The organism is Pseudomonas sp. PSPC2-3 (assembly GCF_049898265.1).
In the GTDB taxonomy this organism is placed as follows: Bacteria; Pseudomonadota; Gammaproteobacteria; order Pseudomonadales; family Pseudomonadaceae; genus Aquipseudomonas; species Aquipseudomonas veronii.
On record NZ_JAFCXJ010000012.1, the window covers coordinates 48,605 to 74,657 of the forward strand.

Genomic DNA, 26,053 nt, shown 5'->3' on the forward strand with positions numbered 1-26,053 from the left:
CGACATAGATTTGCGACATCTCGTCGCTAAATTTGTGAGCGTCTGTGTCGGTGTGTACAATGACCTCCCTTTTGCCCCTGCAAAGCCGGCGAACGTTCGGCGTGGAAGGTAACTGGTTGAATTGAAAAGAAATTTGCCTCGATATAAGAGGCAGCCTGGTGAGAAAGTGTCTATGAAAGCAGGTCTGTACCAACCCGATGAATTCAAGGATAACTGCGGTTTCGGCCTGATTGCCCATATGCAGGGCGAGCCCAGTCATACCCTTTTGCAAACGGCCATCGAGGCCCTGACCTGCATGACCCACCGCGGTGGGATCAACGCCGACGGCAAGACCGGTGACGGTTGTGGCTTGCTCATTCAAAAGCCCGACTTGTTCCTGCGCGCCATCGCCAAACAGCATTTCGCGGTCGAGCTGCCCAAGCAGTACGCCGTGGGCATGGTGTTTTTCAACCAGGACCCGGTCAAAGCCGAAGCCGCTCGCGAGAACATGAACCGCGAAATCCTCGCGGCCGGCCTGCAACTCGTCGGCTGGCGCAAAGTGCCGATCGACACCAGTGTGCTCGGCCGCCTGGCCCTGGAGCGCCTGCCGCAGATCGAACAGGTGTTCATCGCGGGCGACGGCCTGAGCGACCAGGACATGGCGATCAAGCTGTTCACCTCGCGTCGTCGCTCGTCCGTGTCGAATGCCGCCGACACCGACCACTACATCTGCAGCTTTTCGCACAAGACCATCATTTATAAAGGCCTGATGATGCCGGCGGACTTGACCGCCTTCTATCCGGACCTGAGCGATGAGCGCCTGCAAACCGCGATCTGCGTGTTCCACCAGCGCTTCTCCACCAACACCCTGCCGAAATGGCCGCTGGCCCAGCCATTCCGCTTCCTCGCCCACAACGGCGAGATCAACACCATCACCGGCAACCGCAACTGGGCCGTGGCCCGTCGCACTAAGTTCGCCAACGATTTGATGGACCTGGAAGAGCTCGGCCCGCTGGTCAACCGCGTCGGCTCCGACTCCTCCAGCATGGACAACATGCTCGAACTGATGGTCACCGGCGGCATCGACCTGTTCCGTGGCGTGCGGATGATCATTCCGCCTGCGTGGCAGAACGTCGAGACCATGGACCCCGATCTGCGGGCGTTCTATGAGTACAACTCGATGCACATGGAACCGTGGGACGGCCCGGCCGGCGTGGTCATGACCGACGGCCGCTACGCGGTGTGCCTGCTCGACCGTAACGGTCTGCGCCCGGCGCGTTGGGTCACCACTACCAACGGTTTCATCACCCTCGCGTCGGAAATCGGCGTGTGGAACTACCAGCCGGAAGATGTGATCGCCAAAGGCCGCGTCGGCCCTGGCCAGATCCTCGCCGTGGACACCGAAACCGGGCAGATCCTCGACACCGATGCGATCGACAACCGCTTGAAGTCCCGTCACCCGTACAAGCAATGGCTGCGCAAGAATGCCCTGCGCATCCAGGCGACCATGGAAGACAACGACCACGGTTCGGCGTTCTACGACATCGACCAGCTCAAGCAGTACATGAAGATGTACCAGGTCACGTTCGAAGAGCGCGACCAGGTGCTGCGTCCGCTCGGCGAGCAAGGCTACGAGGCGGTCGGCTCGATGGGCGACGACACGCCGATGGCCGTGCTGTCCCAGCGCGTTCGCACGCCATACGACTATTTCCGCCAGCAGTTCGCCCAGGTTACCAACCCACCGATCGACCCGCTGCGTGAAGCCATCGTGATGTCCCTGGAAGTGTGTCTCGGCGCCGAGCGCAACATCTTCCAGGAATCGCCTGAGCACGCCTCCCGTGTGATCCTCAGCTCGCCGGTCATTTCCCCGGCCAAGTGGCGTTCGCTGATGACCCTGGAGCGTCCGGGCTTCGACCGCCAGATCATCGACCTGAACTACGACGAGAGCCTCGGCCTTGAAGCCGCGGTGCGCAATGTCGCGGACCAGGCCGAAGAAGCCGTGCGCGCCGGGCGTACCCAGATCGTGCTGACCGACCGTCACATCGCACCGGGCAAGTTGCCGATCCACGCCTCCCTGGCCACCGGCGCGGTCCATCACCGCCTGACCGAAAAAGGCCTGCGCTGCGACTCCAACATCCTTGTGGAAACCGCCACCGCCCGAGACCCGCATCACTTCGCGGTGCTGATCGGTTTCGGCGCCTCGGCGGTGTACCCGTTCCTCGCCTACGAAGTGCTCGGTGACCTGATCCGTACCGGTGAAGTGCTGGGCGACCTCTACGAGGTGTTCAAGAACTACCGTAAAGGCATCACCAAGGGCCTGCTGAAGATCCTGTCGAAGATGGGCATCTCCACCGTCACTTCCTACCGTGGTGCGCAGTTGTTCGAGGCCATTGGCCTGTCGGAAGAAGTCTGCGAGCTGAGCTTCCGTGGCGTACCGAGCCGCATCAAGGGTGCGCGTTTCGTCGACATCGAAGCCGAGCAGAAAGCCCTGGCGGCCGAAGCCTGGAGTGCGCGCAAGCCGATCCAGCAAGGCGGCCTGCTCAAGTTCGTACACGGTGGCGAGTATCACGCCTACAACCCGGACGTGGTCAGCACCCTGCAAGCCGCCGTGCAGCAGGGCGACTACGCCAAGTTCAAGGAATACACCGCGCTGGTGGATAACCGCCCGGTGTCGATGATCCGCGACCTGTTCAAGGTGAAAACCCTGGATACGCCGCTGGCCCTCAGCGAAATCGAACCGCTCGAATCGGTCCTCAAGCGCTTCGACTCCGCCGGTATTTCCCTGGGCGCCTTGTCGCCCGAGGCGCACGAAGCCCTGGCCGAAGCCATGAACCGCCTGGGTGCGCGTTCCAACTCCGGCGAAGGCGGCGAAGACCCGGCGCGCTATGGCACCATCAAGAGCTCGAAAATCAAGCAAGTGGCGACTGGCCGTTTCGGTGTAACCCCGGAATACCTGGTCAACGCCGAAGTGCTGCAGATCAAAGTCGCCCAGGGCGCCAAGCCCGGTGAAGGCGGCCAGCTGCCAGGCGGCAAGGTCAATGGTCTGATCGCCAAGCTGCGTTATGCGGTGCCGGGCGTGACCCTGATCTCGCCACCGCCGCACCACGACATCTACTCGATCGAAGACTTGTCGCAGCTGATTTTCGACCTCAAACAAGTCAACCCGCAGGCCCTGGTTTCGGTGAAACTGGTCGCCGAAGCCGGCGTGGGCACCATCGCCGCCGGTGTGGCCAAGGCCTATGCCGACCTGATCACCATCTCCGGCTACGACGGCGGCACCGGCGCTTCGCCGCTGACCTCGATCAAGTACGCCGGCGCTCCGTGGGAGCTGGGCCTGGCCGAGACGCACCAGACCCTGCGCGGCAACGACCTGCGCGGCAAGGTCCGGGTGCAAACCGACGGCGGCCTGAAAACCGGCCTCGACGTGATCAAGGCCGCAATCCTCGGCGCCGAAAGCTTCGGCTTCGGCACCGCGCCGATGATCGCCCTGGGCTGCAAATACCTGCGCATCTGCCACCTGAACAACTGCGCCACCGGCGTCGCCACTCAGAACGAGAAGCTGCGCAAGGATCACTACATCGGCACCGTCGACATGGTGGTGAATTTCTTCACCTACGTCGCCGAAGAAACCCGTGAGTGGCTGGCCAAGCTGGGCGTGCGCTCCCTCGAAGAGCTGATCGGCCGCACCGATCTGCTGGACATCCTCGAAGGCCAGACCGCCAAGCAACAACACCTGGACCTGACGCCGCTGTTGGGCAGCGATCACATCCCGGCCGACAAGCCGCAATTCTGCCAGGTGGACCGCAACCCACCGTTCGACAAGGGCCTGCTGGCCGAGAAGATGGTCGAGATGGCCGCTTCGTCGATCAACGACGCCAGCGGCGGCGAATTCAGCCTGGACATTTGCAACTGCGACCGTTCCATCGGCGCACGCATCTCCGGCGAAATCGCGCGCAAGCACGGCAACCAGGGCATGGCCAAGGCGCCGATCACCTTCCGCTTCACGGGCACCGCGGGCCAGAGCTTCGGCGTATGGAACGCCGGTGGCCTGCACATGTACCTGGAAGGTGACGCCAACGACTACGTGGGCAAGGGCATGACCGGCGGCAAGCTGGTGATCGTTCCGCCTAAAGGCAGCGTCTACAAGACCCAGGACAGTGCCATCATCGGCAACACCTGCTTGTACGGCGCCACCGGCGGCAAGCTGTTCGCCGCGGGGACCGCCGGTGAGCGTTTCGCCGTGCGTAACTCCGGTGCCCACACCGTGGTGGAAGGCACTGGCGATCACTGCTGCGAGTACATGACCGGGGGCTTTGTCGCAGTACTGGGCAAGACCGGTTACAACTTCGGTTCGGGCATGACCGGCGGTTTCGCCTACGTGCTCGACCAGGACAACACCTTCGTCGACCGGGTCAACCACGAGTTGGTCGAGATCCAGCGGATCAGCGGCGAAGCGATGGAATCCCACCGTAACCACTTGCAGCACGTGCTGGACGAGTACGTCGAGGAAACCGGCAGCGAATGGGGTCGTAACCTCGCCGAGAACCTTGATGATTTCCTGCGTCGTTTCTGGCTGGTCAAGCCCAAGGCTGCCAACCTGAAATCGTTGCTTTCCAGCATCCGTGCCAACCCGCAGTGATATGCGCCTGAAGAGTTTGATGAGGTTTTAACATGGCTGAACGTCTGAATAACGACTTCCAGTTCATCGATGTCGGGCGCAAAGATCCGAAGAAGAAACTGTTGCGTCAACGCAAGAAAGAGTTCGTGGAAATCTACGAACCCTTCAAACCCCAGCAGTCGGCCGACCAGGCCCACCGCTGCCTGGGGTGCGGTAACCCGTATTGCGAATGGAAGTGTCCGGTACACAACTTCATTCCCAACTGGCTGAAACTGGTGGCCGAGGGCAACATCCTCGCCGCCGCCGAGCTGTCGCACCAGACCAACACCCTGCCGGAAGTCTGCGGCCGGGTGTGCCCGCAGGACCGTCTGTGCGAGGGTGCCTGCACCCTCAACGACGGTTTTGGCGCGGTGACCATCGGTTCGGTGGAGAAGTACATCACTGACACCGCCTTCGCCATGGGCTGGCGCCCGGACATGTCCAAGGTCAAGCCGAACGGCAAGCGCGTCGCGATCATCGGCGCGGGCCCGGCGGGCCTGGGCTGTGCCGACGTGCTGGTGCGTGGCGGCGTGACCCCGGTGGTGTTCGACAAGAACCCGGAAATCGGCGGCCTGCTGACCTTCGGCATCCCCGAGTTCAAGCTGGAAAAAACCGTGCTGAGCAATCGTCGTGAAGTGTTCACTGGCATGGGCATCGAGTTCCGCCTGAACACCGAAGTCGGCAAAGACGTGACCATGGAACAACTGCTCGCCGAATACGATGCGGTGTTCATGGGCATGGGCACCTACACCTACATGAAGGGCGGCTTTGCCGGCGAGGACCTGCCGGGCGTGTACGACGCGCTCGACTTCCTGATCGCCAACGTCAACCGCAACCTGGGCTTTGAAAAGTCGCCGGAAGACTTCATCGACATGAAAGGCAAGAAGGTCGTGGTGCTGGGCGGTGGCGACACCGCGATGGACTGTAACCGTACCTCGATCCGCCAGGGCGCCAAGTCGGTGACCTGTGCGTATCGTCGTGACGAAGCGAACATGCCGGGCTCGCGCAAAGAGGTGAAGAACGCCAAGGAAGAAGGCGTGAAATTCCTCTACAACCGCCAGCCGATCGCGATTGTCGGTGAAGACCGCGTCGAAGGCGTGAAGGTGGTCGAGACCCGTCTCGGCGAACCGGACGCCCGTGGCCGTCGCAGCCCTGAGCCGATCCCGGGTTCCGAAGAGATCATCCCGGCCGACGCCGTGGTCATCGCCTTCGGCTTCCGCCCAAGCCCGGCGCCGTGGTTCGAGCAGTTCCAGATCCAGACCGACAGCCAGGGCCGCGTCGTCGCCCCGGAACAAGGCCAGTACAAGCACCAGACCAGCAACCCGAAGATCTTCGCCGGTGGCGACATGGTGCGCGGCTCTGACCTGGTAGTGACGGCGATCTTCGAAGGCCGCAACGCCGCCGAAGGTATCCTGGACTACCTGCAGGTCTGACCCCGATCCCGAGTTGAAATGGGATCAACATGTGGGAGGGGGCTTGCCCCCGATAGCGGTAGTCCAGTTAAAGATACTGAGACTGACACACTGCAATCGGGGGCAAGCCCCCTCCCACATTTGGTGTTGATGTGCCCAAGAGATTGTCGTAAATCAACCCGATAGATAAAAGGCACGGCTCATCCCGTGCCTTTTGCGTCGCGCTCTGAGAAAATGCCCGTACTTTTTTTGCGGATGCCGACATGACTGCCCTCAAGAACGACCGTTTCCTTCGTGCCCTGCTCAAGCAGCCCGTAGACGTCACCCCTGTGTGGATGATGCGTCAAGCCGGTCGCTACCTGCCGGAATACCGCGCCAGCCGCGCCCAGGCCGGCGATTTCATGAGCCTGTGCATGAACCCGGAGTTCGCCTGCGAAGTCACCCTGCAGCCGTTGGACCGCTACCCGGAGCTGGATGCGGCCATCCTCTTCTCCGATATCCTCACCATTCCTGACGCCATGGGCCAAGGCCTGTACTTCGAGACCGGCGAAGGCCCGCGTTTCAAGAAAGTCATCAGCACCCTGGCCGACATCGAAGCGCTGCCGATCCCGGACCCGCACAAAGACCTCGGTTACGTGATGGACGCCGTCAGCACCATCCGCCGCGAGCTCAATGGCCGCGTGCCGCTGATCGGCTTCTCCGGCAGCCCCTGGACCCTGGCCACCTACATGGTCGAAGGCGGCTCGTCGAAAGACTTCCGCAAGACCAAGGCCATGCTCTACGACAACCCGCAGGCCATGCACCTGCTGCTGGACAAGCTGGCGCAGTCGGTCACCTCGTACCTCAACGGCCAGATCATGGCCGGCGCGCAAGCGGTGCAGATCTTCGACACCTGGGGCGGCAACCTGTCGGCGGCGGCGTACCAGGAGTTCTCCCTGGCCTACATGCGCAAGATCGTCAGCGGCCTGATCCGCGAACACGAAGGCCGTAAAGTGCCGGTGATCCTGTTCACCAAGGGCGGCGGCCTGTGGCTGGAAAGCATCGCCGATGCCGGCGCGGATGCCCTGGGCCTGGACTGGACCTGCGACATCGGCGACGCCCGCCGTCGCGTCGGCAACCAGGTTGCGCTGCAAGGCAACATGGACCCGACCGTGCTGTACGCCAAGCCAGAAGCCATCTGCACTGAAGTCGGGCGCATCCTGGCCAGCTACGGCAAGGGCAGCGGGCATGTGTTCAACCTGGGTCACGGCATTACGCCGGAAGTGAACCCGGAACATGCCGGCGCGTTCTTGCGCGCGGTGCATGAGTTGTCGGCGCAGTATCACGAGTAACCAGCGTCCCCGCCTGAATCGAGCCCCCGTCTGCCCGGCAGGCGGGGGCTCGTTGCGCTTCAGCTCTTGTTAAGTCCTGCCTTGGTAGTCTGTGGTCTTTAGGACTTCTCCTACGGCTGCCGTTGTCCGCCCAAGAAAAAATCCTGCCCAACTTTTCCACTCGCCAGTGATTGGCGTCCGTTGTCAGGTGATCGCTGGATGAATACCGCTGACTATTCAACGTGCCAGAAACTGCTGCATTGGGTTTCGGCCGTCATCATCGTGTGGGCGCTATTGTCAGGTTCTGTCGTGGCGATATTCGCCGTGCCGGCCTCGGTCAAAGCGTGGGTGTTTTTTTTCAATGTGTCATTGACCACCCTGTACATCCCGGTGTTTGTCGTGCGGGTTTATTGCTCCTTTACCCACGGCCTGGATTTTTCCGTCAGGCGTTCACCGCGGGAATACCTGGCGCTATGGGTGCATAAGGCCATGTATGTGGTGTTGGCAATGGTGCTGGCAACAGGGGTACTGATGATGGATCGCCCGATCAACCTCTTTAACCTGGTCTCCTTCGCACCGTTTCACAGTGACCCGGCCAGCATCGTCTGGTACTCCCGCGTGCATGTGCTGTCCTGCGTGGCCTTGTTGCTGATGCTGGTGATGCACATCGGTGCCGTGGTTATGCACGAGCGCCGGGGCAAGCGGGTGATGGTGCGGATGTCGTTCTAGGGCGCTGCGCCTCAAGCCGAGGCCAGCGGCGGCAATTTCGCCAACTTCAACGCCACCAGCAACGCGCCGAGCAACAGCGCGACGATAAACCCGCCAATCCCGTTCCACCCGGCCAAATGCCAGAAGAACCCCCCCGTGGTGCCGGCGACGCTTGACCCCGCGTAGTAGCAGAACAGGTACAGCGACGACGCTTGCCCCTTGGCTTTCACCGCGCGACGGCCGATCCAGCTGCTGGCCACCGAGTGCGCGCCGAAGAAACCGAAGGTGAACACCAGCATGCCGGGTATCACCAGCCACAGCGGAGTGAACAGGGTCAGGCCGATGCCGCCAAGCATCGACACGATGGTGGCCCACAGCACACGGCGGCGGCCGAGGCGGTCGGCCAGCGCGCCGATTTTCGCCGAGCTGTAGATGCCCGAGAGGTACACCAGCGACAGCAGGCCGACCACGGCCTGGCTCAGGTCATACGGGGCGGCCAGCAGGCGATAGCCGATGTAGTTGAACATCGTCACAAACGCGCCCATCAGCAGGAAGGCTTCGAGGAACAACCACGGCAGGCCCGCGTCCTTGAAGTGCATGACGAAGCCGTCCACCAGGCTGCGCGGCTTGAGGCTGCTGGCGCGGAAGTTGCGCGATTCGGGGAGGATTTTCCAGAACACCGTCGCGGCGATCAGGGCCAGGGCGCCGATGATCAGCACGGCGGTGTGCCAGCTGACGAAGTCGATCAATACGCCGATGATCAGGCGCCCGCTCATGCCGCCGATGGCGTTACCGCCGATGTACAGGCCCATGGCCAGGCCGATGTGCTGCGGGTGGATCTCTTCGCTCAGGTAAGTCATCGCCACGGCGGCCAGGCCACTCAGCGACAGCCCCAGCAGCGCGCGCATCAGCAGAATCCCTTCCCAGCTCGGCATCAGGCCGCTGGCGATGGTGGACAGGGCGGCACAGAACAACGCGGCGACCATCACCGGCTTGCGCCCCAGGGTGTCGGAAATCGGCCCGGTGATCAGCAGGCCCAGGGCGAGCATCGCCGTGGACACCGACAGCACCAGGCTGCTTTGCGCCGCGTTGATGGAAAATTCGTGGGACAACGCCGGCATCATCGGCTGCACGCAATACAGCAGGGCAAACGTCGCGAAGCCGCCGCAGAACAGCGCCAGCACGGTCCGCATGAACATCGGTGTACCTTTTTCGATGTACGTGTCAGTGAGCTGCTCCACCCTCTTATCCAGGGCGGTCGGCGGGACTTCTTGAGCGAATGGAGCGACAGCAGATTTCACGGGGACCTCGGGGAGGAAAAGCCTGCCAGGACCGGCAATGCAAAAAAGAATATAGCTGCCTAATGATTCTTTCCAATATATTGTTCGACCTGTTTGATAGCTTTAACGACCTAATGAGGCTGCTATGGAATTACGTCACCTGCGGTACTTCATCGCCGTCGCCGAAGAGCTGCATTTTGGCCGGGCCGCGCAGGTGCTGGGCATCTCGCAACCGCCTCTGAGCCAGCAGATCCAGGCGCTGGAGCACGAGGTGGGCGCGCGTTTGTTCGAGCGGACCAACCGTCGGGTCGAACTGAGCGAAGCCGGGCGCTTGTTCCTGCACGAGGCGCGACTGGTGCTGGCGCAAGTCGATAAGGCCGCGGATGTGGCACGCCGGGCGCAGTTGGGTGAGCTGGGCGAACTGAAGATCGGCTTCACGTCGTCGGCGCCGTTCAATTCGAGCATCCCCCAGGCGATCTTTGCGTTTCGCCAGGCGTTCCCGGCGGTCCACCTGAGTTTGCAGGAAATGAGCAGCACCGAGGTGGCCGAGTCGCTGGTGGATGAGTCGATCCAGGTCGGCTTGATGCGGCCGCTGCCGTTGCCAGACTCGCTGAGTGTGGTGGAGTTGATGCGCGAACCTCTGGTGGCGGTGCTCAACGCCGATCATCCCTTGGTGCAAGGCAGCGAGCGGGGCTTGCACCTGGCGCAGTTGGCCGAGGAGCCGTTCGTGTTTTTCCCGCGCAGCTACGGCAGCGGTCTCTACGCGCAACTGCTCAACCTGGCCCGCGACGCCGGCTTCAGCCCGCGCTTTGCCCAGGAAGCCGGGGAGGCGATGACGATCATCGGGTTGGTCGCGGCGGGGTTGGGCGTGTCGGTGCTGCCGGCGTCCTACCAGCGCATCCGCATCGATGGCGTGGTCTATCGCACCTTGCTTGACCAGGAGGCGGTGACGGCGGTATGGCTGGTGCAGCGCAAGGGCGCGCAAACGCCGATGGCGCAGGCGTTTGTGGAGTTGTTGACGCGTAAGGCGGCGGTTCGCAGCGCGCTTGGGGGGCGGTGAGTTCAGCTGTGTTTTGCCAGCGCTTGCAGAGCCAGGCAGGACGTGGCGATGACAAGCCCACCGGTTTGTGAAGAGGGCGCCGAACGGCGCCCTTTGTCGTTTCCGGGGTTACTGCATCCCCGCCGAACGCAACCCCGCCATGATGTCCCGATCCAGCATGCTCACCCAACGGTTGTAGTTGCGATGGATCTTGCCGTCCTTGTAGCCCAGGTCGCGGCTGTCGCGGTAGGTGATCGCGTAGCTGTTGCGGGTGTAGCGGATGTCGATGGCGGCGTAGAACTGATTGCGCACGGTGATCTCGGCCTGCACCAGTTGCGGGCTCAGGCGTTGCACGGTCCATTCGCGTTTTTGCAGGGCGGTGACGATCACCTGTTTGACTTGTTCTTCGCTGACCTGGGCACCCGCTGGCAAGTCGTGCTGGGTGTTGAGCACCGGTTTGCTGGTGCAACCGGCGCCGGTCAGCAGGGCCAGGGTGATCAGGGTGGCGCGTAGCAAGGAAGACATTCCGTTTTCTCCAGTCGATGTAAAAAGTCAGGACCAGCGGCGGAAGATCAACGAGGTGTTGACGCCGCCGAAGGCAAAATTGTTGTTCATCACGTAGTCGTGGTGCATCTCGCGAAACTCACCTTGCAGGTAATCCAGCTCGCCGCACTGCGGGTCGACGGAGTCCAGGTTGAAGGTGTGTACGTACTGGTCGCGGTTCATCATCTCGATGCTGAACCACGACTCCAGCGCCCCGCACGCGCCCAGGGTGTGGCCGAGGAAGCTCTTCTGCGAGCTGATGGGCATGCGGCTGCCGAACAGGCTGTTGGTGGCCAGGGTTTCGGCGATGTCGCCCTGGTCGGTGGCGGTGCCATGGCCGTTCACGTAGCCGATGACCGAGGGCTCGAGCCCGGCGTCTTCCAGGGCCAGCTCCATGGCGCGGCGCATGGTTTTCTGTTCCGGGCGCGTGGTGTGCTGGCCGTCGGCGTTGCTGCCGAAACCGACAATTTCGGCGTGGATATGCGCGCCACGGGCCAGGGCGTGTTCCAGTTCTTCGAGCACCAGCATGCCGCCGCCTTCGCCGATCACCAGGCCGTCGCGGCCGCTGTCGTAGGGGCGCGGGCTGGTCTGTGGCGCATCGTTCTTCAGGCTGGTGGCGTAGAGCGCGTCAAACACCATGGCTTCGGTGGGGCACAGCTCTTCGGCGCCGCCGGCGAGCATCAGCGGCAGGCGTCCGAACTTGATCGCCTCATAGGCATAGCCGATGCCCTGGCTGCCGCTGGTGCAAGCGCTGGACGTGGGAATCAAGCGCCCGGTGAGGCCAAAGAAGATGCTGATATTCGCCGCCGTGGTGTGGGGCATCATGCGGACATAGGAGTTGGCGTTCAGCCCCTCGGCCACCGAGTTGAGCAGCATGTTGCCGAACGCCTTGATCTCGTCGGTGCTGCCGGTGGACGAGCCGCAGGCCACGCCCATGCGCCCGTCCTTGATCGACTCGTCACCGAGCAAGCCGGCGTCTTTCAGCGCCTGCTCCGCCGCCCACACCGCCAGGCGCGATACGCGGCCCATGCTGCGCAGTTGCTTGCGGGTCCAGTGCGCGGGCACGACGAAGTCGTCGATCGGCCCGGCCAGGCGCGTGTTCAATTCGCTGAAACGGTCCCACTCGTCCATGCGCCGGATGCCGCTGCGGTTGGCGCGAAAGTTGGCGGCGATGGTGTTCCAGTCGCTGCCCAGGGAGGTGATGCCGGCCATGCCGGTTACGACCACGCGCTTCATCAACACAGACCTCCGTTCACGGCCAAGACCTGGCGGGTGATATAGCCGGCTTCGGCCGACATCAGGAAATTCACCGCGCCGGCCACTTCTTCCGGCGTGCCCATGCGCTGCGCCGGGATCATTTTCATCAGCTCTTCGACCGGTACGTTTTCATCGAGCATCGCGGTGTCGATCAGGCCCGGTGCGACGCAGTTGACGGTGATCTTGCGCTTGCCCAGCTCGATAGCCAGGGCCTTGGCCGCGCCGATCAGGCCGGCCTTGGAGGCGCTGTAGTTGACCTGGCCGCGATTGCCGATCAGCCCGGACACCGAGGTGATGCACACGATACGCCCGGCGGCGCGACGGCGGATCATCGGCATCATCACCGGGTGCAGCACGTTGTAGAAACCGTCGAGGTTGGTACGCATCACCACGTCCCAGTCGTCTTCCGACAAGGCCGGGAACGCGCCGTCGCGGGTCAGGCCGGCGTTGAGCACCACGCCGTAATACGCGCCGTGTCGTTCCACGTCGGCTTCGAGGATTGCCTTGCACTCGGCCCGCTCGGAAACGTCGAATTGCAGCACCCGCGCCTTGCGGCCCAGGGCTTCGATCTCGACCTGCACCGCGTCGGCTTCTGCTCGACCGCTGCGGCAATGCAACACGATGTCGTGCCCGGCCTGCGCCAGGCGCAGGGCAATGGCGCGGCCGATGCCACGGCTGGAGCCGGTGACCAGTACGGATTCAGTCATGGCGTTTCGTCCTTCGATTCATCTAAATAGGTGGCCGCCTGGGGCGGTCGAAATACGTTCAAGCGGGCGCTGGCGTGGATACCGTCGCCGGTCAGGTGGCATTCGAACACACCCATGCCGTTGTCGTCTTCCAGGGAGCGCAGGCCGTGGATGGTCAACTCGGCACCGGCCGGGAAGTGCTCCACGTTGCACTCGAACTTACGCGTGCCCAACAGGAAGCCCAGCTCCACCGCCTGGCCGTTCTGGCGCGCGCGGCAACCGGCATAGGCGGCGACGCTTTGCGCCATCAGCTCGATGCCGACCCAGGCCGGCAGGCTGCCGTCGGGGCGGTTGAACAAGCCACTGGGCTTGACGGTGAGGCGGGTGTGAATCTGCTCTTCGTCGAACGACAGCACCTGGTCGATCAGGATCATGTCGCCCGCGTGGGGCAGCAGTGCGGCGAGTGGCCAATCGATCATGGGGCCTCTGCGATAATCAGGCTGACATTATTGCCGCCGAAGGCAAACGAGTTGCTCATCAGGCAGCGTTTTTTCAAGGTGTCACCTCGGCGTGCCCACTGCAAGGCGGGCAGCGCCGGGTCGGCCTGGCCGTCCCATACGTGGGGCGGCAGCCGGCCGTGGGCCAGGCTCAGCCAGCAGAACGCTGCTTCCAGTGCGCCGGCCGCGCCCAGGGTGTGGCCGCTCATCGGTTTGGTCGATGAACAGGCCACGCCGTCGGGGAACAGGTTGGCGACGGCCAGGCTTTCCATGGCGTCGTTGTGTTGGGTGGCGGTGCCGTGCAGGTTCAGGTAGCCGATCTGCTCCGGCTTCAAGCGCGCGCTGGCCAGGGCCTTGCGCATCGCCAGCAACGCGCCTTTGCCAGTGGGCTCCGGCGCGGAAATATGGTGTGCGTCGCAACTCGCGCCACTGCCTAGCAGCGCGATGGGGGCGGGCTCGCGAGTCATCAAAAACAACACCGCCGCTTCGCCGATGTTGATGCCGTTGCGGTTCACCGAAAACGGGTTGCAACGCTCGCTCGAGACCGCCTCCAGCGCGGTAAAGCCGTTAAGCGTCAGCTTGCACAGGCTGTCGACGCCGCCGCAGATCACTGCATCGCACAGGCCCAGCTCCAGCAGGCGCCGGGCACTCATCAACGCGCGGGCGCTGGAGGTGCAGGCGGTGGAAATCACATAGGCCGGGCCGCTCAGTTGCAGCCAGTCGGCGAGGAAGTTCGCCGGGGCGCTGAGTTCCTGTTGCTGGTAGTCGTAGTCGTCGGGGAACCGGTGATCGCTCAGGTAACGGGCAATGCCGCGACTGGCTTCGTCGATGCCCGAGGTGCTGGTGCCGAGCACAATGCCGACCCGCGCCGCGCCGTAGCGTTGGATCGCCTGGCGGATCTCGCCGTCGATCTGCAACGCGGCTTCGAGCAGCAACTGGTTATTGCGGCTGCTTTGCTGGCCCAGCTCGGGCGGGATGGTCGCCAATGCGCCCGATACGCCGGCAACCGGCAACACGCGCTCCGGCACCCAGTCGCTTTCGGCGCGCATGCCGGAGCAGTCGCCGGCAAACAGGCTGCGGCTGACGTCGGCCTGGCCGCGCCCGAGAGCGCAGATCACGCCGAGGGCATTCAGATACGCGGTCATCGCGCCATTCCCAGCGGGGTGATGCGATAGCTCAGCGGTTGCCCGCGCATGTTCACGCTGAACACCTCGGATGACTGATAGACGATTTGCCAATGGCCCGGCAGGGTGCGTGTCAGGTCCATCGCTTGGGCGTTCGGGTACAGCGCGCGGAGGTCATCCGCCGAAGTCAGTGCAAACAGCAACGCGGCGAACAGCTCGCGCGCCTGGGGATTGGGCGGCAGCAACCCGTCGGCCTGCCACTGGCCGTCGATCAGCTTCTGCCGGGCCTGGGGGATGCCCAGCGGGTCCATCATCGACCAGCGGATCGCGTTGCCTTCGCGCTGGATCACCAGCAACCAGTCCTGGCTCTGGCCGTCCGCCAGGCGCTGCACGTGCAGTTGCATCGGCAGGGCCAGGGCCGGGTTTTTTGCCGGCAAGGGCGGTTGGCTGGCGCAGGCGCTCAGCAGCAACAGGCAGCCGATCAGCAGCGCACGCATCATGGTGCCGCGCTCGCCAGGGGTTTGCGTGCCACGCAGTTGACCAGGGTTTCTTCGCGCTGGCCCACCGGCGGAGCCTGGCGCAGGCCCCAGCGTTCCAGCAGGCCGAAATCGCTGGCCCGGCTCCACCACAGGTATGGGTAGGAGACGTTCTGCGCGCCGAATTCAAAGCCCTGCTCGTGCAGCATCTGCAGGTACTCTTCGGCGCTTTTCTGCACCTGCATAGGGTGGCGGAACAGCCAGCGAATCACCCAGGTGTCGATATAGGCTTCGGTGGACTCGGCAAACAGCAGGTAGCCGCCGGGCTTGAGGACCCGGTAGAACTCTTTCAATGCACGGTGCTGCTCAACCAGATGATGGAAGGTCTGGTGGCAGAACAGGATATCGACGCTGGCGTCGGCGATGTCGAGGGTGGCGCAGTCGCTGCCGATCAGCTCGACGTCCAGCCCCTGGTGCGCGGCTTCCGCCTTGCTCAGCTCAAGGCTGTGCGGGTCGGCGTCCAGCCCGATCAGGCGGGACGGCGCAAACACTTGCTGCAACAGCTTGAAGGATTTGCCCTGGCCGCAGCCGGCGTCCAGCAGTACCGGCGCCACCGGCAGCGGTTCGCTGAACAGGCTGCGCAGGTCGTTGATCGCCACGCGCAACACATGGTGCTGCCAGGTGTGGCTGCGCAGGAACCAGAAGCCGAACTTGGTTTCTTCGACGTAGTTCTTACTCAAGTACTGACTGCTCACACGGCATCCCCTGCACAAATTTCCGACAACATCCGTAACCGCCGCTTGGGCTCGCTGACAAACGGGTTGCGCTCGTCCCAGGCGTAGCCGGCGAGGATCGAACTGATCATCCGGCGAATCTCCGGCGAGCTGCCGGCGTGAAAAATAACATCCTGGAACGTCCCGGCGTACCAGCCTTCGACGTAGCAGCGGAAGGTGTCGACGCCGCGCTTCAACGGCTCGGCAAACTCGCGCTGCCAGTCCACGGTTTCGCCGTTGAGCTGACGATGCAGCACGCCCGCGGCCATGCTCGCCGAACGCATGGCGATGGTCACGCCGGAGGAGAACACCGGGTCGAGGAATTCTGCGGCATTGCCCAGCAGCGCGAAGCCCGGGCCATGCAAGGTTTTGACGTTGGCCGAGTAGCCGCCGATGGTACGCGCGGGGGTGTCCCATACGGCGTTCTGCAGCACGCTGCTGAGGCTTGGGGTTTCGTCGATGAACCCGCGCAGGCACGCGTCCAGGTCGTTGTCGCGGCCGGCGAAATGTTCCTTGGCCGCCACCACGCCCACGGAGCAACGGCCGTTGCTGAACGGGATGGTCCAGAACCAGATGTCGCGCTGGGTCGGGTGGGTCGTCACGAGGATCTTGGTGCGGTCGAAGCCTGGGTGTTCGATGCGGTCCTCGACATGGCTGAACACCGCCTGGCGCAACGGGAAATCCGACGGCGCTTCCAGGTCCAGCAGGCGCGGCAGGACGCGGCCGTAGCCGCTGGCGTCGAGCACGAACTTGGCTTTGATGTGGTACTCGCTGCCGTTCTCCCGGCGCACATGCAGGTAGTGGGTTTCACCGCTGAAATCCACGCCGACGATGGTTTCGCCGTAACGGATGTCGACGCCTTGCAGCGCCGCCTGATCGGCCAGCAACTTGTCGAACTCGCCGCGCTGCACCTGGAAGGTGGTCGGCTTGCCGTGGCTGAACGTATCGCCGAAATCAAACGCACTGTAGCGCTCGCCCCAGGCGAATGCGGCACCGGTTTTCACCTGGAAACCCGCGGCCTGCACGGCGTCGAGCATGCCGGCCTCTTCGATAAAGTCGATGCAGTGCGACAGCAGGCTTTCACCGATCGAAAAGCGTGGGAAATGCTGGCGCTCGATAATCAATACATCATGCCCTTTACGCTTTAACAGCGCTGCAGCGATGGCACCGGACGGGCCGGCACCGATCACCACCACCTGGCGACGTTCCATTTCAACTATGGGCACGAGGGCTCCTTGCCGCTTTGGCGATAATCACATTCATGAGGCGTGCTTCTGTCGGCCGGCCCAGGGCGCCAGCATAAAGCTGAAGGCCAGGCCCAGGCTGACCGACAGGCCGAAATTACTCACCGCGGGTGTACTCGACAGCGCCAGCAGGCCGAACGACAACCAGGTCGTCAGTGCCGCCAGCAGTGTTCCTAATAGGCTGACCGCAGGCCCGCCGATCTGTTCACGCATCAGGATCGCGTAGTCGACGCTGATGGCGGTGACCAGCAGCAGGCCGAACAGGCTGAACAGCGTCAGCGGCTGGCCCAGCCAACCGAGGCTGGCCAGGCTGCACAGCGCGGCCAGCAACGGCAGGGCGACGATGCGCAGCGCGCCGCCAAAGCCGAAGGGCACGATCAGCAACAGCACGATCAGCCCGCACGACATCAACTTCAATTCAGCCGCGCTGATCTGCGTGGCGGCGAACACCCGGTTCAACTCCCCCAGGCGATCCACCAGTTGCACCCCCGGCAAATCCGCGGCCTGCACCTGCAGCAGCGCCGGGTCGCTCAAGCCTTGCAGGCTGATCATGGCTGCCACACCGCCGTCGACCGGGCCCAGCCACAGCGTGCGCCAGGGTTCGGCCAGTGGCCCGAGCAGCGCAGCGTCGATGTCTTGGGTGGGCAGCGCTTGCAGTTGAGCGACTTCGGCTTGCAGCGCGCCGACGGGCACGCCGAGGTCCAGCAGCGGTTGCCAGTGCGCGGGAAGTGCATTCAGCGCCTCGCGCAGCTGTTGTTGCTCGGCGGGCAGGTTGACCAGCTGGTTCAGCGCCAGATAACCCTGGAGTTTGTCCATATTCACCAGCTGTTCCAGGCGCTGGCCCAGGGCGGCCTGGCGTTCCAGCAACTGCTGCTGATTGTCGGCGCGCACCAGGAAGAACTGGCTGGTGGGTTGGAACCCGGTGATCCGCGCCACGGCCTGGGCTTCCTGCAGTAATTGCGGCGGGGCGCCGATCCACTGGCGCAGATCGTTTTTACTGTTCAACTGCCACAAGCCGCCGGCGCAAAACAGCAGCACCCACACCAGCAGCACCGCGCTCGGCACGCGCTTGATCAACCCGGAACGCATCAGCCACAGGCGCTCGGCGATGTGCAACGGCCATTGCGCCGGGCGCAGGTCGACACCCTTGAGCAGCGCCGGCAACAGGCACACGGCCGACAGGTACGCACCGACCAGGCCGGCAGCGGAGAATACGGCGATCTGGGTCAGCGCCGGGAACGGCGTCCAGGCCAGCGCCAGGTAACCGATGCAACTGGTCGCCAGGCTCAGGCTCAGGCCCGGCAGGGTCAGGCGCAACGCCGGCCAACTGCGCCACGGCTGCAGGCTCCAGCTTTTCGACAAATAGTGCAGCGGGTAGTCCACCGCCACGCCGATCAGGCTGGAGCCGAGCACCAGTGTCATCACATGCATATGCCCGAACAGCGCCACACAGGCCACCGCGCCGAACAGCATGCCCACCAGCACCGGCACGAAGGCCAGCAGCACGCGCCAGCGGCGGAACGCCAGGAGCAACAGCAGCAGAATGCCGAGGGTGGCGCCGCCGCCGACCCAGGTGATTTCGCGGCTGGCTTGCTGTTGCCCGCTGGCAGCGTAGAGCAAACCGCTGGCCGCGAGCAGTTGCGCACCGTGCTCGGTGGCCTGGGCGCGACTGGCCTGGAGCAGGTCCGCGACCTGCAGCGGCAGTTTCATATCGAAGGCATTGCCGGTGGTGCGCGCACGCAGCAGCACCCAGCTCTTGCCGTCGGCATCGGCGATCAATGCGCCGCTGCCGATATCCAATTGCACCGCGCCGCTCTGCGGCTGGCTGTTCTGAATGCGTCCGGTCAGGCCCAGCCAGTCGTCCTGGCTCGGCACCAGGCTGAACCCGGTGAACGGGTCGAACAGCGCTTGCACACGCTGCTGGATGAAGGCGTCGGGGTGGTCGATCAGTTGCTCGCGGTCCTTGGCCGCGAGCATCGACAAACGCCCGCGCAACAATTGCGCGCGCAGTGCCGGCAGGTCGGCTTGCAGGTTCCATTGGACCTTTTCAAACAGGCCGCTGGCTTGCCAGCGCGCGCCCAGTTGCTCGGCCACGTTGACCGCTTGCTGGCGGTCGGCGTGCCCCACGAGGACCAGGATTTCGCGGTTCAACGGTTCCTGCATGCGCTGTTCGGCTTGCAGTTCGAGGGCGTCCGGCGTGTTGCCCGGCACCAGTTCCATCAGGTTGGCCGACAACGGCGCGCCATGGCGCCATTGCCAGCCGGCCAGGGCCAGCACGGCCACCAGCAGGGTCAGGAACAGGCGCGGCAATAAACGCTCACTGGGCAAAGTCGTGTTGCTCCGCATCGCTCAGGGGAAGGTCGGCGCTGCTGTCCTGCATGCGCAGCACGGTGCTGTCGCCCTGGGTTTCCAGCAGTTCGATGCTGTGGACCAGCGTGCCGCCGTCGATATTGATCTGCTTGAACACTTGCTTGAGCAGCAGCGAGCGCGGGGTCAGCGTCAACTGCCACTGCTCGGCTTCACCCTGCAGTTGCAGGTCGAAGTCACGCTGCAAGCCGCTGCTGTCGCCCTGCAGCACGGCGAGGAACAGGCGGTTCTGCTCGGCCCCGGCGCTCTTGTTCGGCAGCGTCTGCCAGCCGTTGGCGTCACGCCGCGCAATGCCTTGGGTACTGATGCGGTAATCCTGTTGCAGCGGGGTTTTGAGCAGCCACAGCAGGCCGTGGTCTTTGGCCAGGACGAAGGTGCCTTTGCTGACCAAGGGCTGCGGCAGGGCGCGCAGGTGTTTTTCCTGGATGAAGCTGCCGTGGATCACGCTGGGTTTGGCCAACTGATCGCTCAGTTGCTGTAAGTCGAACCCATGGGCCGCCGCCGAAAAACCAAACAACGCGAACACTGTAGGAGCGAGCTTGCTCGCGAAAAACCTGAGGGCACCGCGGGGTGTCAGGTGGCCAGCGTTATCGTTGACGATCTTCGCGAGCAAGCTCGCTCCTACGAGGGTCAGCATTTCAGGGCCTTTTCGACGGCGTGGGTGAAGACGGTGGGTGAGGCCAGTTGCATCTCGCGGCTGGCGATGTCCACCGCCACTTGCACGGTCATGGCGCGGGTCAAACGCTCGCCGCTGGCGAGATCGGTGATCAGGTAATTGACCTTCAAACGGTTCTCCCACTCCACCAGGCTGGCGCGCACGTTGAGCGTCTGGCCGAAGGTGGCGCCGCGCACATAGCGCAGTTGCATGTCGATCACCGGCCAGGCGTAGCCCGACTCGAGCATCGCTGCGTAGTTATGGCCGATCTTGTCGAGCAGGGCGCAGCGGGCGATTTCCAGGTACTTCACGTAGTGCCCGTGCCAGACCACGTTCATGGTGTCGATGTCGAAAAACGGCACGAGGATTTCCGTGTCGCAATGCAGTACGCCCGGGCTACGCATGCAGCCTCCAGTGTTGCTCGGCGATGCGTTGCAGGCACAGGCGCAGCTCGCCTTCGAGGGCGCGGTCTTCGATCACCGGCGGGAAGTCCTTGGCCAGCTCGCTGTGCATCGCTGCCAACGCCGGCGGCAACGGGCGCGCCTCGGCGGCCTGGGCGCGCAGCCACACGCCCTGGTTGGCGGCGAGCAGGGTGGCGGCGGCGACCTGTTCGGTCAGCTCCAGCACACGGATCGCATCGCGGGCGGCGATGGTGCCCATGCTCACTTTGTCCTGGTTGTGGCACTCGGTGGAGCGTGAAAACACGCTGGCCGGCATGGTGTTCTTCAGCGCTTCGGCGGTCCAGGCGCTGGTGCCGATCTGCACTGCCTTGAAGCCGTGGTTGATCATCGCGCGGTCGGCCGGGGCGCCGGACAGGTTGCTCGGCAGGCCGTGGTTGTAACGCACGTCCACCAGCAGGGCGAGCTGGCGGTCGAGCAGGTCGGCGACGTTGGCCACCAGGGTCTTGAGGCTGTCCATGGCGAAGGCGATGTGCCCGCCGTAGAAGTGCCCGCCGTGCAGCACGCGCTCTGCTTCGGCGTCGATGATCGGGTTGTCGTTGGCGCTGTTGAGTTCGATCTCGATGAACGAGCGCAGCCAGTTCAGGCTGTCGGCCAGCACGCCGAGAACATGGGGCGCGCAACGCAGCGAGTAGCGGTCCTGCAAACGGTGCAGCGGCGCAGTCGGCGCATCGATGGCCAGGTCCTGGCGCAACCACGCGGCGACTTGCATCTGCCCAGGGTGCGGCTTGGCGGCGAACAGGCGCTCGTCGAAGTGTTCCGGGTTGCCTTGCAGCGCCACCACGTTCAGCGCGGTGATGCGCGTGGCCAATTGCAGCAGGTAATCGGCGCGGGCGAAGGCCAGGCAGGCGAGGCCGGTCATCACGGCGGTGCCGTTCATCAGTGCGAGGGCTTCCTTGGGCCGCAGGACCAGCGGCGCCCAGCCCAGTTCGCGGTGGACGTCGATGGCCTGGCGGCGTTCGCCACGGAACAGCACGTCGCGTTCGCCGGAGAGCGTCGCGGCCACGTAGGACAGCGGCGTCAGGTCGCCGCTGGCGCCCACCGAGCCTTCTTCCGGGATCAGCGGCAGCACGTCGTGTTCGAGGAACGCGTGCAGGCGTTCGAGCAGTTCCACGCGCACCCCGGACACGCCGTGGCACAGCGACTGCAAACGCGCCGCGAGCACGGCGCGGGTGGCTTGCGCGTCGAGCAACTTGCCCAGGCCGCAACCGTGGAAGGTGTACAGGTGCCGCGGCAGGGCTTCGACGTGCTGCAACGGCACCGCCACCACGCACGAGTCGCCATAGCCGGTGGTCACGCCGTAGATCACGCCTTCCTTGTCCAGCAGCGAGTCGAGGAACTGCGCGCCCTTGGCGATGCGCTGGCGATACGCGGCATCATCCTGCAAGTGCGTGGGCGCCTGACGATTGGCCAGGGCCAATACGTCTTCAATGCGCAAAGCGCGTTCGCCAAACGTTACCGGCTCAAGATGCGTCGTCATCGGTCTTCCAGAAAGGGTAAAAGTTGAACCATTGTTGGGGCGCTTCCAGGCAGAACTGGCCCAGGCGTGCGGCATAGCGTGCGGTCCACAGGGCGATGACCTGCTCGCGGGTGCTGCGTTTCCATTCGATCAGTTGGGCAAACGGTTCGATGCTCAGGCGATAGCGGCCCTGGTGCTTGAGGCACATCAGCAGGTTGACCGGGCATTTCAGCAGGCCGGCCAGCAGCCACGGGCCCTGGGGGAAGGCAGCGTCATGGCCGAGGAAGTCCACGCGCACCGTGCGCCCGCCGTGCAGTGGCACGCGGTCGCCGGCAATCGCCAGCCATTCGCCGTCGTCCAGGCGCTGGCTGAGCAGCAGCATGGTGGCCGGGTCCAGCTCGCTGACCTGGATCAGGCGCAAGTGGGTCGCGCCGGCTTCGCCCAGCAGGCGGTTGAAGCGTTCGGCGTGCTTGGTGTGGACCAGCACGTTCATGGTGACTTTTTCGCCGATCTCCGCGAGCGCGCGGCACACTTCGAGGTTGCCCAGGTGCGCGCCCACCAGCATCTGCCCGCGTTCGCCGCGCAGTTGGCCGCGCAATTGCGCCGGGTCGTGGATTTCGATCTGCTCGATGCGCAGCTTGCCGTTCCACACGTCGAGCTTGTCCAGCAGCGCATCGGCAAATGCCATGAACTGGCCGAAGACTTTGCGCCGGGTCGGGCGCAGCTCATCGCGGCCGCTCCATTGCGCCAGACGCTGCTGGTATTGCCAGGTGCTCTGGCGCGCGGTACGGCCGAACAGGAAGAAGTACAGCACGATGCCGTACAGCAGCGGGCTCAACAGCCGGCGCCCGAGCAGCCTGGCGGCGACTGCGGTGAGTTTCATCAGCCAGAAACTGCCACGCTCTTCGCGGTCGGCCCAGTGTTTGCTGCTGTCGCTCATGCCTGCCACCGTCGCCACAGAATCATCGGTGCGCGCACCAACATGCCGAAGAACAGCCGGGTGTGCATGGCCGAGATACGCACGTTGTCGCGGAACAGGCGGAAGTGCGACAGGCCGTCGGCGGGGTAATGCACCTTCGTCGGCAGCCAGCGCATCGGCTGGTTGCGCCAGGCCAGGCGCACCAGGATGTCCGAGTCGAAATCCATGTGGGTGCCGATGTAGGCCGAGTCCATCAGCGCCAGGGTCGGCCCCAGCGGGTACACGCGAAAGCCGCACATCGAATCGCGAATCTGCAGCGACAGGGTGTTGATCCACACCCACACGTGGGTCAGGTAGCGTGCGTACAGGCGGCCCTTGGGCACGCTGTCGTCGTATTCGGGGTAGCCGCAGATCACCGCCGTGGGGTGTCGGCGCGAGGTATCGATGAAGCTCTCGACTTCGCGCAAGTCATGTTGGCCGTCGGCGTCCACTTGCAGGGCATGGGTGAAGCCCAGGCGCGCCGCTTCGCGAAAGCCGGCCATCACCGCGCTGCCCTTGCCTTGGTTGTTCGGCAGGGTGAGCAGGCTGACGTTGTCGAGGGTCGCCAATTGCGCCAGCACCGCCGCGCACGCCGGGCTGCTGCCATCGTCCACCAACAGGCATGGCAGGCCGCTGTCGAGCAGGCTGTGGACCACGGCCGGCACGGCGGTTTCATGGTTGTAGACCGGGATCAGGGCGCAGGGGTTATGCATGCGCAGGCTCCAGTTGAATCCGGCCACTGGAGCAGGCCGCGACGCCGTTGCGGTAGGCGAAATACAGCTTGCTGCGTTGCGGGTCGAAGCGCAGGTGCAGTTCGACGTGGTCGCCGGGGCGCACCAGTTGCTGGAACTTGAGCACTTCCATGCCGGCAAAGGTCGCCGGCAGGTCGAGCAGTTGCTGGCCGAGATTGAACGCCCACTCGACCTGCACCACGCCCGGCAGCACCGGCGTCACCGGGAAGTGGCCGCTGAAGTAGGCCAGGTCCGGCGGGATGCTCAGTTGCAAGGTCCATTCGCCATCGGCTTCGACTTGCTCCAGCACCTCCGGGGCTTTCGGCCGGGGCGCCAGCAGCAGCGCTTCGATCTCGGCCTGGGGCAGCTTGCCTTGGCTGTTCAGCGGCAACTGTCGCAGTAAACGCCAGCGACGCGGCAAGGCCAGGGCTTCGCAGTGTTGGCTCAAGTGTTGGCGCAGGGTTTGCGTGACGGTACGCCGGCCCTGGTTGCGCAGGGCATGCAGGCCGTCGGCGCTCAGCACCACGAGAGCGCCGAGGCTGGCGCGGTTTTCCTGGACCACGCCCAGGCGCGTTTCGGCGACCCAGGGGTGCGCCATCAGGGCCTGTTCGAGCATGGGCAGGGAGATACGTTTTTCTTCCAGTTTGACGATGCGATCCAGGCGCCCGAGCAGCTCGAAGCGGCCGTCGGCATGCAGGCGGGCGGCGTCGGCGGTCTGTTCGATATGCCCGGCGGGCAGGTACGGCGAGGCAATGCGCAGGGCACCGTCGGCGTCCTGGCTCAGTTCTACCCCGGCGAACGGCTGCCACGGCTGCGCGCCTTGGCGCCAGGCAATGCCGCCGGTTTCCGAGCTGCCGAGGATTTCCGTCGGCCATTGTTGCAAGCGTTCGTACAGGCTGGCGGCCGCGTCGATGGGCATGGCGCCGCCGGAGGAGAACACCCGCGACACTCGGCTCAGGGCCGGCCAGTCGAGGTTGTCGCCCATCCGCTTGAGCAGCGCCGGGCTGGCGACCCAGGCGAACCGTGGGTGCTCGCGGCTGGCGCGCTGCAAATCCTCCGGGAAGGCCAACTGGCGGCGCACGAAGCTGCGGCCGGCGCACAACGGCCACAGCACGCGGAACAACAAGCCGTAGATGTGTTGGGTGGCGACGCTGCCGATGATGCAGGCGTCGTTGAGGTCCGCGCCCCACAGCGTTTCCAGGGCCTGCACCTCGTTGGCCAGCTGGCGCAGGGTCTTGTCGATGCGCTTGGGTTCGCCGCTGGAGCCGGAGGTACACAGGCTCAATTGGCACGCATCCAGGTCGAGGGCGGCCGGGCTCAACGGCGCCTGATACAACGCGTCCAGGTCCGCGGCGTCGGTCAGCCAGGTGTCGACAGCGTCGGCCCAGCGTTGGCGAGTCTGCGGTTGCAGGTCGGCGGGCAGCAACACGCCGACCCCGGCGCGCCAGGCCCCCAGCAGGGCGATCGCCAGCAGGCCGGCGTCTTCCAGATGCACCGCCACGCGCTGGATACCGCGCGCGTGCAGGCCTGCCGCCAGGCGCAGGGATTGCTCCCACAGCTGGGCGTGATTCATCGCAGGCTCGGTGGTGACCAAGCGCTGTTCCAACGGCTCAAGCAGCAGGTGCTCAAGTTTCAACCCATTCATACGCGGCCTCGAACCCTTTGTCGTACCAGCCATTCCACGGCAAACAACAGCCCCATCAGCCCGTAGGCGATCAGGCCGTTGTACAACGTCCACCAGCTCAGCGGCGCCCACAGGGTGAGGGCGGCGGCCAGCAGGCCATTACACAGAAAAAACACGCTCCACACCACGGTGACCTGGCGCGTATACACAATGGCTTTCGGCGGCAGTTGCGGGTCGGTCATGCGTGCCAGGCGCTCGACCATCGGCGGGCCGTATTTCAGGCTCAGGCCGAACAGCGCCAACATGAACGCGCTGACCAGGCTCGGGTACCAGCGCAGCAGGTGCGGGTTGTCGAACCAGGCCAGGGCCAAGCAGAACAGGATGATCGCCACCGCCATCCAGCGGCTGCCGGGGCGCCGCGCACCCGTGAGCGCACGCAGCAACCACAGGCTGCCGAGCAGCAGGCCGAATTGCCACGGTGCAAAGTGCTCGGTGCCGTAATACACCGCGAAAGGGTACAGCAACCCCGCCAGCAACAGGCCAAGGCCGATCAGCCGGCTCATGCGGCCGGTTGGACCAGACGGTACACCGCCTCAACCACGTCGTTCACGGTACGCACAGCCTTGAACTCTTCGGCGGCGATTTTTTTGCCGGTCTGGCGTTTGATGTGGTCGATCAGGTCCACGGCGTCGATGCTGTCGATTTCCAGGTCCTGGTACAGGTTGGCTTCGAGGGTGATGCGTTCAGGTTCCAGTTCAAACAGTTCCACCAAGGCAGCGCGCAGGGTGTTGAAAATATCGTCACGAGTTTGCATGG

At 64.2% G+C, this 26,053-nt stretch carries 23 protein-coding genes; 5 read left to right on the forward strand and 18 right to left on the reverse strand.

Features of this window, described 5'->3' with window-relative positions; genetic code table 11:
• The first annotated feature begins 172 nt into the window (after positions 1 to 172).
• From gltB to ACP7E3_RS26085, 4 genes are all read left to right on the forward strand, one after another.
• The gene (gene gltB / locus ACP7E3_RS26070; protein ID WP_046384965.1) at positions 173 to 4,618 is read left to right on the forward strand and encodes a glutamate synthase large subunit; all 4,446 of its coding nucleotides are present in this window, start codon (positions 173 to 175) and stop codon (positions 4,616 to 4,618) included.
• 32 nt (positions 4,619 to 4,650) lie between these two features.
• On the forward strand, positions 4,651 to 6,069 hold the full coding sequence (locus ACP7E3_RS26075) for an FAD-dependent oxidoreductase (protein ID WP_017849854.1): 1,419 nt from the start codon (positions 4,651 to 4,653) through the stop codon (positions 6,067 to 6,069).
• A gap of 242 nt (positions 6,070 to 6,311) precedes the next feature.
• On the forward strand, positions 6,312 to 7,379 hold the full coding sequence (gene hemE / locus ACP7E3_RS26080) for a uroporphyrinogen decarboxylase (protein ID WP_017849853.1): 1,068 nt from the start codon (positions 6,312 to 6,314) through the stop codon (positions 7,377 to 7,379).
• A 198-nt stretch (positions 7,380 to 7,577) separates the two neighbouring features.
• The gene (locus ACP7E3_RS26085) at positions 7,578 to 8,087 is read left to right on the forward strand and encodes a cytochrome b/b6 domain-containing protein (RefSeq protein ID WP_017849852.1); all 510 of its coding nucleotides are present in this window, start codon (positions 7,578 to 7,580) and stop codon (positions 8,085 to 8,087) included.
• Between the two features lie 11 nt (positions 8,088 to 8,098).
• On the opposite strand, the gene ACP7E3_RS26090 is transcribed toward ACP7E3_RS26085, so the two are convergent.
• The gene (locus ACP7E3_RS26090) at positions 8,099 to 9,367 is read right to left on the reverse strand and encodes an MFS transporter (protein WP_079442686.1); all 1,269 of its coding nucleotides are present in this window, start codon (positions 9,365 to 9,367) and stop codon (positions 8,099 to 8,101) included.
• A gap of 124 nt (positions 9,368 to 9,491) precedes the next feature.
• Here ACP7E3_RS26090 and ACP7E3_RS26095 point away from each other — a divergent pair, with 124 nt between their 5' ends.
• On the forward strand, positions 9,492 to 10,406 hold the full coding sequence (locus tag ACP7E3_RS26095; protein ID WP_017849850.1) for a LysR family transcriptional regulator: 915 nt from the start codon (positions 9,492 to 9,494) through the stop codon (positions 10,404 to 10,406).
• A gap of 108 nt (positions 10,407 to 10,514) precedes the next feature.
• Here the strand turns inward: ACP7E3_RS26095 and ACP7E3_RS26100 are convergent, their stop codons facing one another.
• Genes ACP7E3_RS26100 through ACP7E3_RS26180 form a run of 17 tightly spaced genes read right to left on the reverse strand, consistent with a single transcriptional unit; the run spans position 10,515 to position 26,051 of the window.
• Positions 10,515 to 10,910, reverse strand: coding sequence for a hypothetical protein (locus ACP7E3_RS26100; protein ID WP_017849849.1), 396 nt, complete (start codon positions 10,908 to 10,910; stop codon positions 10,515 to 10,517).
• A gap of 27 nt (positions 10,911 to 10,937) precedes the next feature.
• Positions 10,938 to 12,164, reverse strand: a complete 1,227-nt coding sequence (locus ACP7E3_RS26105) for a beta-ketoacyl-ACP synthase (RefSeq protein ID WP_046384962.1) — start codon at positions 12,162 to 12,164, stop codon at positions 10,938 to 10,940.
• Positions 12,164 to 12,892, reverse strand: coding sequence for a 3-oxoacyl-ACP reductase FabG (fabG, locus tag ACP7E3_RS26110; RefSeq protein ID WP_017849847.1), 729 nt, complete (start codon positions 12,890 to 12,892; stop codon positions 12,164 to 12,166). The genes ACP7E3_RS26105 and fabG overlap by 1 nt, the downstream gene beginning before the upstream one ends.
• Positions 12,889 to 13,350, reverse strand: coding sequence for a hotdog family protein (locus ACP7E3_RS26115; RefSeq protein WP_177029556.1), 462 nt, complete (start codon positions 13,348 to 13,350; stop codon positions 12,889 to 12,891). The genes fabG and ACP7E3_RS26115 overlap by 4 nt, the downstream gene beginning before the upstream one ends.
• The gene (locus tag ACP7E3_RS26120) at positions 13,347 to 14,513 is read right to left on the reverse strand and encodes a beta-ketoacyl-[acyl-carrier-protein] synthase family protein (protein ID WP_079442688.1); all 1,167 of its coding nucleotides are present in this window, start codon (positions 14,511 to 14,513) and stop codon (positions 13,347 to 13,349) included. The genes ACP7E3_RS26115 and ACP7E3_RS26120 overlap by 4 nt, the downstream gene beginning before the upstream one ends.
• Complete coding sequence (locus ACP7E3_RS26125; protein ID WP_046490803.1) at positions 14,510 to 14,992, reverse strand: hypothetical protein; 483 nt, start codon at positions 14,990 to 14,992, stop codon at positions 14,510 to 14,512. The genes ACP7E3_RS26120 and ACP7E3_RS26125 overlap by 4 nt, the downstream gene beginning before the upstream one ends.
• Entirely contained in the window at positions 14,989 to 15,723 is a 735-nt protein-coding gene (locus ACP7E3_RS26130; protein ID WP_261754549.1) for a class I SAM-dependent methyltransferase, read from the reverse strand. Before ACP7E3_RS26130 ends, ACP7E3_RS26125 begins: the two co-directional genes overlap by 4 nt.
• Positions 15,720 to 16,967, reverse strand: a complete 1,248-nt coding sequence (locus ACP7E3_RS26135) for an NAD(P)/FAD-dependent oxidoreductase (protein WP_026140390.1) — start codon at positions 16,965 to 16,967, stop codon at positions 15,720 to 15,722. The genes ACP7E3_RS26130 and ACP7E3_RS26135 overlap by 4 nt, the downstream gene beginning before the upstream one ends.
• A 33-nt stretch (positions 16,968 to 17,000) precedes the next feature.
• Positions 17,001 to 19,331: an MMPL family transporter gene (locus ACP7E3_RS26140; protein WP_046384957.1), complete on the reverse strand. Its 2,331-nt coding sequence runs from the start codon at positions 19,329 to 19,331 to the stop codon at positions 17,001 to 17,003.
• Positions 19,303 to 19,989, reverse strand: coding sequence for an outer membrane lipoprotein carrier protein LolA (locus ACP7E3_RS26145; RefSeq protein ID WP_426124853.1), 687 nt, complete (start codon positions 19,987 to 19,989; stop codon positions 19,303 to 19,305). The genes ACP7E3_RS26140 and ACP7E3_RS26145 overlap by 29 nt, the downstream gene beginning before the upstream one ends.
• A complete protein-coding gene (locus tag ACP7E3_RS26150) occupies positions 19,983 to 20,411 on the reverse strand; it encodes an acyl-CoA thioesterase (RefSeq protein WP_426124855.1) in 429 nt (142 codons plus the stop codon). The genes ACP7E3_RS26145 and ACP7E3_RS26150 overlap by 7 nt, the downstream gene beginning before the upstream one ends.
• On the reverse strand, positions 20,404 to 21,945 hold the full coding sequence (locus ACP7E3_RS26155; protein WP_126588445.1) for an HAL/PAL/TAL family ammonia-lyase: 1,542 nt from the start codon (positions 21,943 to 21,945) through the stop codon (positions 20,404 to 20,406). Before ACP7E3_RS26155 ends, ACP7E3_RS26150 begins: the two co-directional genes overlap by 8 nt.
• Positions 21,929 to 22,864: a glycosyl transferase gene (locus ACP7E3_RS26160; protein ID WP_057003644.1), complete on the reverse strand. Its 936-nt coding sequence runs from the start codon at positions 22,862 to 22,864 to the stop codon at positions 21,929 to 21,931. The genes ACP7E3_RS26155 and ACP7E3_RS26160 overlap by 17 nt, the downstream gene beginning before the upstream one ends.
• The gene (locus ACP7E3_RS26165; RefSeq protein ID WP_079442695.1) at positions 22,861 to 23,595 is read right to left on the reverse strand and encodes a glycosyltransferase family 2 protein; all 735 of its coding nucleotides are present in this window, start codon (positions 23,593 to 23,595) and stop codon (positions 22,861 to 22,863) included. The genes ACP7E3_RS26160 and ACP7E3_RS26165 overlap by 4 nt, the downstream gene beginning before the upstream one ends.
• The gene (locus ACP7E3_RS26170; protein WP_426124858.1) at positions 23,588 to 25,258 is read right to left on the reverse strand and encodes an AMP-binding protein; all 1,671 of its coding nucleotides are present in this window, start codon (positions 25,256 to 25,258) and stop codon (positions 23,588 to 23,590) included. Before ACP7E3_RS26170 ends, ACP7E3_RS26165 begins: the two co-directional genes overlap by 8 nt.
• Positions 25,255 to 25,800 (reverse strand): membrane protein, encoded by a 546-nt coding sequence (locus tag ACP7E3_RS26175; RefSeq protein ID WP_017849834.1) that lies wholly within the window; start codon positions 25,798 to 25,800, stop codon positions 25,255 to 25,257. Before ACP7E3_RS26175 ends, ACP7E3_RS26170 begins: the two co-directional genes overlap by 4 nt.
• Positions 25,797 to 26,051 carry an acyl carrier protein gene (locus ACP7E3_RS26180; protein ID WP_017849833.1) on the reverse strand — a complete coding sequence of 85 codons (255 nt, stop codon included), beginning with the start codon at positions 26,049 to 26,051 and terminating at the stop codon, positions 25,797 to 25,799. The genes ACP7E3_RS26175 and ACP7E3_RS26180 overlap by 4 nt, the downstream gene beginning before the upstream one ends.
• Between the last annotated feature and the right edge of the window lie 2 nt (positions 26,052 to 26,053).

Excerpts from the sequence above, each read along its gene's own strand:
- ACP7E3_RS26105 (WP_046384962.1), bottom strand. The coding sequence starts at position 12,164 with ATGAAGCGCGTGGTCGTAACCGGCATGGCCGGCATCACCTCCCTGGGC.
- ACP7E3_RS26170 (WP_426124858.1), bottom strand. The coding sequence starts at position 25,258 with ATGAATGGGTTGAAACTTGAGCACCTGCTGCTTGAGCCGTTGGAACAG.
- ACP7E3_RS26145 (WP_426124853.1), bottom strand. The coding sequence starts at position 19,989 with ATGCTGACCCTCGTAGGAGCGAGCTTGCTCGCGAAGATCGTCAACGAT.
- ACP7E3_RS26160 (WP_057003644.1), bottom strand. The coding sequence starts at position 22,864 with ATGAGCGACAGCAGCAAACACTGGGCCGACCGCGAAGAGCGTGGCAGT.
- hemE (WP_017849853.1), top strand. The coding sequence starts at position 6,312 with ATGACTGCCCTCAAGAACGACCGTTTCCTTCGTGCCCTGCTCAAGCAG.
- ACP7E3_RS26100 (WP_017849849.1), bottom strand. The coding sequence starts at position 10,910 with ATGTCTTCCTTGCTACGCGCCACCCTGATCACCCTGGCCCTGCTGACC.
- ACP7E3_RS26165 (WP_079442695.1), bottom strand. The coding sequence starts at position 23,595 with ATGCATAACCCCTGCGCCCTGATCCCGGTCTACAACCATGAAACCGCC.
- ACP7E3_RS26120 (WP_079442688.1), bottom strand. The coding sequence starts at position 14,513 with ATGACCGCGTATCTGAATGCCCTCGGCGTGATCTGCGCTCTCGGGCGC.
- ACP7E3_RS26075 (WP_017849854.1), top strand. The coding sequence starts at position 4,651 with ATGGCTGAACGTCTGAATAACGACTTCCAGTTCATCGATGTCGGGCGC.
- fabG (WP_017849847.1), bottom strand. The coding sequence starts at position 12,892 with ATGACTGAATCCGTACTGGTCACCGGCTCCAGCCGTGGCATCGGCCGC.
- ACP7E3_RS26175 (WP_017849834.1), bottom strand. The coding sequence starts at position 25,800 with ATGAGCCGGCTGATCGGCCTTGGCCTGTTGCTGGCGGGGTTGCTGTAC.
- ACP7E3_RS26155 (WP_126588445.1), bottom strand. The coding sequence starts at position 21,945 with ATGACGACGCATCTTGAGCCGGTAACGTTTGGCGAACGCGCTTTGCGC.
- ACP7E3_RS26085 (WP_017849852.1), top strand. The coding sequence starts at position 7,578 with ATGAATACCGCTGACTATTCAACGTGCCAGAAACTGCTGCATTGGGTT.
- ACP7E3_RS26095 (WP_017849850.1), top strand. The coding sequence starts at position 9,492 with ATGGAATTACGTCACCTGCGGTACTTCATCGCCGTCGCCGAAGAGCTG.
- gltB (WP_046384965.1), top strand. The coding sequence starts at position 173 with ATGAAAGCAGGTCTGTACCAACCCGATGAATTCAAGGATAACTGCGGT.
- ACP7E3_RS26125 (WP_046490803.1), bottom strand. The coding sequence starts at position 14,992 with ATGATGCGTGCGCTGCTGATCGGCTGCCTGTTGCTGCTGAGCGCCTGC.
- ACP7E3_RS26115 (WP_177029556.1), bottom strand. The coding sequence starts at position 13,350 with ATGATCGATTGGCCACTCGCCGCACTGCTGCCCCACGCGGGCGACATG.
- ACP7E3_RS26150 (WP_426124855.1), bottom strand. The coding sequence starts at position 20,411 with ATGCGTAGCCCGGGCGTACTGCATTGCGACACGGAAATCCTCGTGCCG.
- ACP7E3_RS26140 (WP_046384957.1), bottom strand. The coding sequence starts at position 19,331 with ATGCGGAGCAACACGACTTTGCCCAGTGAGCGTTTATTGCCGCGCCTG.
- ACP7E3_RS26180 (WP_017849833.1), bottom strand. The coding sequence starts at position 26,051 with ATGCAAACTCGTGACGATATTTTCAACACCCTGCGCGCTGCCTTGGTG.